The organism is Paraburkholderia sp. GAS334 (assembly GCF_050436625.1).
In the GTDB taxonomy this organism is placed as follows: domain Bacteria; phylum Pseudomonadota; class Gammaproteobacteria; order Burkholderiales; family Burkholderiaceae; genus Paraburkholderia.
The window spans coordinates 94,451-102,838 of record NZ_JBNDMO010000022.1 but is presented as its reverse complement, the minus strand read 5'-3'; the positions used below and the strand labels follow the sequence as shown (position 1 = coordinate 102,838).

Genomic DNA, 8,388 nt, shown 5'->3' with positions numbered 1-8,388 from the left:
ACTTCGTCACCTTGCCAGTGTCCAGCAAGTCACCGCCGCTTCGGCTCACTTTCTCTCGCAGCAGAGAAAGGGCATGCCCCGGTACCGCAACTTCACCACCGGGTCCTGCATTCCAAACATGCTCAAGCAACTTCACCCCCGTGTGGGCGGGCTACGTTGGCTGGGCGTACGGTAGGTTTCGTCAACACGCCATGACCGCCTTGTGGGTATGCCAAAACGATTCCAGCGCTTGACGAACTCCGGCGTAAAACGCTTCACCCAACGCATGATCGTGGTGTGCGCCAGCGACAAACCCCGCTTGGCCATCATCTCGACCAGATCCCGCAGGCTGAGCTTGTAGCGCAGGTACCAGCGCACATAAAGAATGATCACGTCACGATCAAAGTGACGGCCGGCGAACAGCCCGTCCAAACTCTTCAGCCTGCTCATCGCGGCTCCTCAAATCGATCAGCTCGACACTCTACCCGATTCGTTGATCGCTATTTGCACCACAGCCAGGCCTACAAGGCGCGGACTGTGATCGTCAACAAGCGCTCGATGGCGGCGGGCTACGCCGGGCTCGACAACGACCTCTTCTACATGGACAGGACGATCATGGTCTTCGGCGACGCCAAGAAGGTGATCGAGGATATGGTGAAGTCGGCGGCGTGAGTGGCTGGGTCTGACTCTTGTGAGCCGATAGGTGACTGCGGCGTCGAGGAACCGGCTACCCATCCTGTCGAGGTACGTCAGCCTGTGCCCCTCGAAAGGAAAGGGGCGCAGCAACGGCGGGGTACCTATGATCGTCCAGTACCGGCTCGTCAGAGCAGCGTGAATCACGGGTCCAGCGAAGCGCTTCACGCGCAGGCCGTCCCGTTGCCGGCGTGCGCGTCACCGCGATCAAACAGCGGACGCAGCGGCAACCGATGGATTGACTGGCGCACAGGCGACGCCTTCAATGCCGCAAGCTCGACCCCGATTCCTCCGCACTTTCCACCGGACGAACCGAACCCGCGCCGCCGGGCGACTGAGCGATACGCATTGGAATCCGACGCACACCTGCCGCCGCGATTGCAAGACGACGTTGTTGCTTGCAAGGCACGCATCCGGACGACGCTCATCAGAAGAATTTTGGGGACACGCATGAATGATATGAATTCGACCACGCTGGTGCATGCCTTTCTGCATTGGGAGCGGACCCAGCCTGATGCGGTCTATCTGACTCAGCCATGCCTCGACGGAGCGGCTGTGGACTACACCTGGAAGGCGGTGGGCGACCAGTCGAGGCGCATGGCCGTGTATCTGCGCTCGCTTGCGTTGCCTCCAAAGAGCCATATCGCGATTCTTGGGAAAAACAGCGCACACTGGGTCATGGCCGATCTCGCGATCTGGATGGCGGGGCATGTATCTGTGCCGTTGTATCCATCCATCAGTGCGGACTCCGCGAGCTACATCTTCGAACACTGCAGCGCCCGCTTGCTGTTCGTCGGCAGACTCGATGGCGGCCCGCAACGATGGGAAGAGATTCGTGAAGCCGCGCCGGCGCAATTGCTGACTGTTGCTTTGCCGATGTCCGGGCATGACGGCATGCCGCAATGGGACGACCTCATCGCGAGCACGCAGGCGCTGCAGGTAGTGAGCCTGCCGGAGCCACGCGAGCTCGCCACCATCATGTACACGTCGGGCAGTACGGGAAGGCCGAAAGGTGTGATGCACAGCTTCGGTAACATGATGACGTACGCGTTAGGGGCCGGCTCGTTTAGCTCGTTTAGTACGGGCGATCGCCTGCTGTCCTATCTGCCGTTGGCGCATGCCGCCGAACGTTGTTTCGTGGAGTCGAATTCGCTTTGCCACGGTTGCCGCGTGTACTTCAACGACAGTCTTGAGTCGTTCGCGCGGGATTTGCAGCGAGCCCGGCCCACGCTGTTCATTTCGATGCCACGTCTGTGGACCAGATTTTATCTGGGCGCATGCGCGAAGTTGCCGCTGTGGAAGCAAAGGCTGCTGTTCGCATTGCCCATCGTCTCTCGCGTCGTGAGGAAGAGGATCCTTGCGCTGCTGGGACTCGACGCCGTCAGGATCGCCTTTACCGGCTCGGCGCCGTTGCCGGTAGAAATCGTCAGGTGGTATCGCAAACTGGGTCTCGAATTGCTTGACGTGTATGGCATGACGGAGAATCTTTCGTACTCGCACTATAGCCGGCCGGGGCAGGTACGGCTCGGTTACAGCGGGCAGGCGCTCCCCGGTGTGCAGTGCCGGATCGCGGACAATGGCGAGATCCTGATCAAGACGCCCACGCAGATGCTTGGATACTACCAGGAACCCGAGTTAACCCAGCAAAGCGTGACCGCCGATGGCTTCTTCATGACCGGCGATCGGGGTGAACTGGACGAGATCGGCCGCCTGAAGATTACCGGTCGGGTCAAGGAGCTGTTCAAGACCGGCAAGGGAAAATACGTTGCCCCGGTGCCGATCGAAAACAAGCTGTCCCACCCCGCGCTGGAGGCGGTCTGCGTCACCGGCCCCGGACATCCGCAGCCATTCGTCCTCGTGACGCTCAATCCCGATGCGAAGCGGGAACTGCAGGATCATCACGCGCGCGAATCGCTGTTGTCCGAATTTCAGGCCTTGCTCAATAGTGTGAACGCGACGCTCGAAGATCACGAGCGTCTGAGCTGCATGGTGGTTATTCATGACAGTTGGTCTATCGATAATGGCTTTCTGACACCGACTCTGAAGATCAGGCGTAGTGTCATCGAAGATTGCTATCTGAAGCGGGCGCAAGGTTGGGCACGCCTTGGACAGACGGTCGTTCTGGAAGCGCGGTAGATTGCGGATGTGGGCTAGACGCGCTTCGGGTTCGAGGCGCGCTGATTTTGCAGCATACGGAAGGCGATTTCGACGCGGCCGTAGGAGTCTTTCGCGGCGCGCGCAGGGGGCCACCGACCTGGAGCGTGATTCGTCATGAAGCTTGACTCAACGATTTCAGCGATCGTCACCGGAGGGGCGTCGGGTCTCGGTGAGGCCACTGCACGTCTTCTCGCATTGCGAGGCGTACGAGTCGCGATTTTCGACGTCGACGTGCAGCGGGGCAGCGCGCTCGCGGGCGAAATTGGTGGCATGTTCTGCAACGTCGATGTGACCCGTGACGTACAGGTCGACGCTGGATTGGCTGAGGCACGCGCCGCTAACGGGCAGGAGCGGCTGTTGATCAATTGTGCGGGCACTGGCGATGCAATCAGGACGGCAAGTCGCGACAAGACAACTGGAGAAATCAGGCACTATCCACTCGACCGGTTCGAGCGCACGCTCCAGATCAACCTGATCGGCACATTCCGCTGCATCGCGAAATCGGCGGCGGGCATGCTGACATTGTCGCCGCTCGACGACGGGGAGCGCGGACTGATCGTCAATACGGCGTCGGTGGCGGCGGAGGACGGGCAGATCGGCCAGGCCGCGTACAGTGCGTCCAAGGCCGGCATCGTCGGGATGACGCTACCCATCGCTCGCGACCTCATGAACGACGGCATCCGCGTCAACACGATCATGCCTGGTATCTTCGAAACACCCCTGATGCGCGGCGCGCCGGACCATGTACAGCAGGCGCTCATGCAGTCGGTGCCGTTTCCCAGACGGTTTGGCCGGCCTGAAGAGTTCGCTGCCATGATCGAGAGCATCGCGACCAACGCTTACTTCAACGGCGCGAGCGTGCGCATCGACGGCGCGCTCCGGATGGCACCGCGCTGATGCCGTGCGCGTTCATAACGCGCTGCGAAATGGCGGGCTGACTTCACGCGTGTCGCTGCCGGGACGACATTATTTCGCATGGTGTCCCAAGGCACCCCTTCGAGTGTCGATCGATTCAACCGAACGCGGCCCCCTCTCTTTTAGGGGGCTGCGTGCACATCGGCTCTATAGTAATTCGACACAAGTGGGCTGTGCGGCTGGCAGTATCCGCCGATCGCGCCCGGCACGCCCGACCCGTATACCCCGCCGAAGACGGCGCTGTAGACCTGCGGGGCTGACCGTCGCCCCTGTGCAGGCAGCACGACTTCGTTTCTGGATCCACAGGCGGTCCGCTTCGACCCGCGACACCCGGGTTCGCCCTCACTCACTCCCAGCCGTCAGGCGGACCTTCACCGCGGTGCGGAATTCGAAGTCCCCTATGAAGCGGGCCTGCGTAACGTACGCAGGCCCGAGCGCCGGGCCCCAGCACTCAATCGACGCTAACGCCCTTGAGCGAAGCCATGTCGATCACGAAGCGGTACTTCACGTCGTTGGCGCGCATCCGCTCGAACGCCGTATCGATTTCGCGGATATCGATCATCTCGCAGTCGGGCAGCACGTTGCGTTCAGCACAGAAGTCCAGCAGTTCCTGCGTCGCTTCGATACCGCCGATCAGCGATCCCGCCAGCGAGCGATTGTTGCGCATCAACAAGGCGCCGTGCACAGGCTCCAGCAGATCGATCGCACCCACCACCACGAGCTTGCCGTTGCGCGCCAGCAGCATCAGGTACGGGTTGACGTTGTGCCGCATCGGAATGGTGTCGAGGATGAAATCGAACGCGTTGGCCGCGGCCAGCATCGCCTTCGAATCGTTCGACAGCAACACATGATTGGCGCCGAGCGTGCGCGCGTCATCGACCTTTCCGGGCGAACTGGTGATCACCGTGACTTCAGCGCCGAGCGCCGCCGCCAGTTTCACTGCAAGGTGGCCGAGCCCGCCGAGGCCGACTATCGCCACTTTTGAACCCGGGCCGACGCCGGACTTGCTCATCGGCATCCAGACCGTGATGCCCGCGCACAGCAGCGGGGCGGCGAGGCGCGCGTCGAGTGCGGCCGGCATGCGCAGAACGAAGCTTTCGCGTACGACGATATGCTGTGAGTAGCCGCCATAGGTGATCTCGCCGGTAATCCGGTCGCGGCCGTTGTAGGTCGGCGTGGGGCCTTCGACGCAGTGCTGCTCCTCGCCTGCCTCGCAGGGTGCGCAGTGCCGGCAGCTGTCGACGAGGCAGCCTACGGCTACCCGGTCGCCGACCTTGAACCGGGTCACGTCGCTGCCTGTAGCGGTGACGTGACCGACGATCTCGTGTCCGGGGACGCAAGGGAAAACGGTGTTGTTCCAGTCGTTGTCGACCTGGTGTGCGTCCGAGTGGCAGACGCCGCAATACGCGATGTCGATGGCGACATCGTCGGCACGCAAGGCGCGGCGCTCGAAGTGCATCGGGGTCAAGTGGGCGTGGGCCTCGTGGGCGCCGAATCCGTGACAGGTGCTCATGGTTTAGATCGTTGGAAACAAAAAAGAGAAGGGATTGACCTAACGGGTGCCCCGTTGAGCTGGCCCCGGCGTGATGCCGGGCCCTGACGGTCTAGTTGACCGGCGGCCGTTGCCACGGCCCCGGCGTGGTATCGGGCGAACTGATCTGGTTGGAGATCCACTTGCCCATGCGCCGCAGCGGTTCGATCGCATCCTGAGGCGCGGCCCACTTCATCGCGGCTGCATAGCCGAGCGATACGATTCGCTGGGCGCCGTACAACGGCAGGCGATCCTTTAGTTCGTCCTTGAGGCTCTCCGGATAGATGCCGACCGTCTGCGTGTACGAGTCGACGGCATCCATCACTTCGTCGAGGGTGTCGATCGGTACGAGGTTGGCGGTGCGGTCGTCGAGCGCGGTGGAGAACGGCACAGCCTCGGGAATCTGCGAGACGATGATCGCGCCTTCGCCGTCCTTGCCGCCGATCACCCGATACCATTCGTCGTCGAGGCGCAGTGCGTCGACGTAGGCCTTCAGTACACCGTCGTACCGCTTTGCCGGTGTACTGACGCTATTGGGCAACTGCATCAGCGCGTCGTAAACGTAGCGCCCGAAAATGTTGAGCTGTTCAAGCCCCGCTTCATCAGTGCCGCTTTGCACGTACACCAGTCGCGCATTGACGCAGCCCTTCTGGTTGAGCACACCGATGTCAGTGGCGAGGCGCAGCGCCGCTTCGAGCATGCTCGCCTCGCTCGCGAACGTCGCGTTGCCGATGATGCTGGCGCTGCGCTTGGGGTCAAGCGAGATCAGTTCGAGGCCGGGCTGGATGTACTGGCTGACGTGCTTCATCGAAGCGAAGCCGCCCCATGCGACGATCTTCTCCAGATTCTGCGGCTGGTACAGGCGCTGCTCGAAAGCCTGATCGCCGCCTTTCCAGTAAGCGACGCTCAGGTGCTTCGTGAGCGGGTGATCGGGCGCCATGTCGATCATGGTGCGGGCAATCGCGAGCGCGGTGAATGGATCGTTGGACGGCGCCTTGATGATCGCATCGCTACGCAGCACCATGTTGCGCACGATCGTCAACAGGGAAAGCGGCGCAGCGTTGCCCGCGACAATGTGCAGTGCGCGCGAGCCAAAACACCGCACTTCCAGGTCGGTGCCGTCGATCAACCGCTGCTTGACCCATCCTTCCAGGTACTGGATGCCGACCGTGCTGTCGACGGCCTCGATGATCGCTTCGCGCGAGAGCATCTGCGGCAGGCCGAGATAGCCGGCCTTGACGAGCGTAGGCGTGGTCGGCGCCGTCAGATAGGACAGTTCGCACGCCTCCTGCAGGTGACGATTGGTCGCCAGATCGAGGCGCTCGCCGAGCGCGGCGGCATAGTCGAGAATATCGTCGAAACTGAGCGTGTACAGATCCGCCAGTTTCGCTGGATTACCGAGCGGCAATGCGTCGATGTAATGATGGGCGTCCGGCGTGAGAAACGCGAGGTCGCCGCCGCGGCCGCCAACCTCGATCAGATGATCGGTGATGATTTTGCCGCGAATGATCATCGGAGCAATGGGTTTTTGCATGACATCAGCCTTCGAGCGTGTTGAGGAAATCCATTGCTTCGCGGTGCGCGCTTTCGCTGGCCGCGCAAGTGATCTTGTCATCACCGCCGTTCTTTTCGCTGTAGCGCTGGATCGGGCCGACAACATACCGGCTCGGCCGGCCGCACGCGCAGGGCTTGTCCCATTCGATGGTGATCTCGTCACCGGAAATGAAGCCGCCCCAGCGCGTTTCGGTGTTCAGATCGTAAAAGGCGGCGCGTCCGGTTACGCGGCCGGTACGCGGCAGTGGTTTGCTGGTCTCCGGATCGAGCAGGTAGGGAATCACGGTCGGGGCCAGGTGGTAATGACCGTGTTCGCATCGCCGGTGTGCGCCGAGTACTTCCGACATCGCATACGACTCATGCAGTGCTTTCGCCCCCGTGAACCGCAGGATGTCCTCCACCCAGCCTTCAGGCTGGACCATGCCCTTTGCGCCGCCGGAAGTGCTGATATGTGAGTTGGCGGCGAACACGCCTTCCAGACCACGCGCGAGGCCGGCCTTCGCCATGTTGTGCAGCAGGTTCCATGTTGCGTAGATGAACACACGCTTGCCGCTGAGTTCCTGCGCGATGCGCTCGAAGAACGTCTCGAGGTGCTTCGGCATGTCGGCCTGAAGCTGCTCGAACGCTTTCTTCTTGGCCATCAGTTCGGGGCTGATTTCGAGGCGATCCAGCGTGCCTCGCGCGTGTGCGGCGCGCACTTTCGCGCCGAGATGCAGGACATCGCTGCTCAGACGGGCTGGATATGCGGCGCGGAAATGCGCTTCGTCTGGCAGCAGCACCTGCACGATGAAGTCGTTGGCGCGCAGGTGGCTCAGGAAGCCCGAGCGAAAATACGGGAATGCCGTGTGTAATTCCGGCTGCGGTGTGTCCGGCCCCGTCATGTTCCAGACGAACATTTTGTTCACGGTGAGGACCTTTTCGTACTCACGCACGCTATGCGGCAGAAACGACACCGTGCCCGACGTGCCCGACGTGTGGCTGAGTTTCAGTGCCGGCACCGCTTTGTCCATCGTCGCGAACCAGTCGTCGAGGCCCCGGCATGCGCTGACGTCGGCCGCAACCACCTGTTCGGCGATTTCAGGAATGACCAGCTTGCCGAGCCACCTGTTGATCTGGGTAAAGTTGTGTTTCTCCAGCAGCGAAGGCGGATAAGACTTGTACATGGTGTGCTCGAACAGAAGTGGCACCACGTCTTCGAACTGCTCGACCTTGTGCACGCCTTGCGCATCGGCGAGCTTCTTCAGCATCGGGATGCGGTCGCGAAACGCGGCGAAGCGTTGTTTCAATCCGACTAACTGCATTGCATCGACCTCGGCCCGAGGCAGATGACTCCAGGTTTTGTGCGAATAGTTGGCCAATGCGGCTGGGTCGCTTAGCAACAGTTGGGCTTTGTGTTCGATCGGGGTTTCCGCAGAGGACATCGTCAGACTCGCTACTGATGGGTAAGGGACTGGCGCCGACGCCGGTGCGCGGCGGGCATGCGTGCTCGCTCGGCCAGATACAGACCGCGAGGCCAGTATAGGGAGGCAATCGCCGTCTTTCGTTCCGGATTCGGTTGT

5 protein-coding genes and 2 pseudogenes are annotated in these 8,388 nt (G+C 61.7%); 3 read left to right on the top strand and 4 right to left on the bottom strand.

Going from position 1 to position 8,388, the window contains the following annotated elements:
- Positions 1 to 171 precede the first annotated feature (171 nt).
- A pseudogene (locus P3T21_RS29590) lies at positions 172 to 429 on the bottom strand (IS6 family transposase); the annotation flags it as partial.
- A gap of 66 nt (positions 430 to 495) precedes the next feature.
- On the opposite strand from P3T21_RS29590, the pseudogene P3T21_RS29585 reads away from it, so the two are divergent.
- From P3T21_RS29585 to P3T21_RS29575, 3 genes and pseudogenes are all read left to right on the top strand, one after another.
- Positions 496 to 651: pseudogene (locus P3T21_RS29585) on the top strand (NAD(P)(+) transhydrogenase (Re/Si-specific) subunit beta); the annotation flags it as partial.
- A 471-nt stretch (positions 652 to 1,122) separates the two neighbouring features.
- Positions 1,123 to 2,808 (top strand): AMP-binding protein, encoded by a 1,686-nt coding sequence (locus tag P3T21_RS29580; RefSeq protein ID WP_429259502.1) that lies wholly within the window; start codon positions 1,123 to 1,125, stop codon positions 2,806 to 2,808.
- A 135-nt stretch (positions 2,809 to 2,943) separates the two neighbouring features.
- Positions 2,944 to 3,726 carry an SDR family NAD(P)-dependent oxidoreductase gene (locus tag P3T21_RS29575; protein ID WP_429259501.1) on the top strand — a complete coding sequence of 261 codons (783 nt, stop codon included), beginning with the start codon at positions 2,944 to 2,946 and terminating at the stop codon, positions 3,724 to 3,726.
- A gap of 469 nt (positions 3,727 to 4,195) precedes the next feature.
- On the opposite strand, the gene P3T21_RS29570 is transcribed toward P3T21_RS29575, so the two are convergent.
- The 3 genes from P3T21_RS29570 to P3T21_RS29560 form a co-directional block, all read right to left on the bottom strand.
- Positions 4,196 to 5,257: an NAD(P)-dependent alcohol dehydrogenase gene (locus tag P3T21_RS29570; RefSeq protein WP_429259500.1), complete on the bottom strand. Its 1,062-nt coding sequence runs from the start codon at positions 5,255 to 5,257 to the stop codon at positions 4,196 to 4,198.
- A gap of 91 nt (positions 5,258 to 5,348) precedes the next feature.
- A complete protein-coding gene (locus tag P3T21_RS29565; RefSeq protein ID WP_429259499.1) occupies positions 5,349 to 6,809 on the bottom strand; it encodes an acyl-CoA reductase in 1,461 nt (486 codons plus the stop codon).
- Positions 6,810 to 6,813: 4 nt separating this feature from the next.
- Positions 6,814 to 8,250 (bottom strand): hypothetical protein, encoded by a 1,437-nt coding sequence (locus P3T21_RS29560; RefSeq protein WP_429259498.1) that lies wholly within the window; start codon positions 8,248 to 8,250, stop codon positions 6,814 to 6,816.
- Between the last annotated feature and the right edge of the window lie 138 nt (positions 8,251 to 8,388).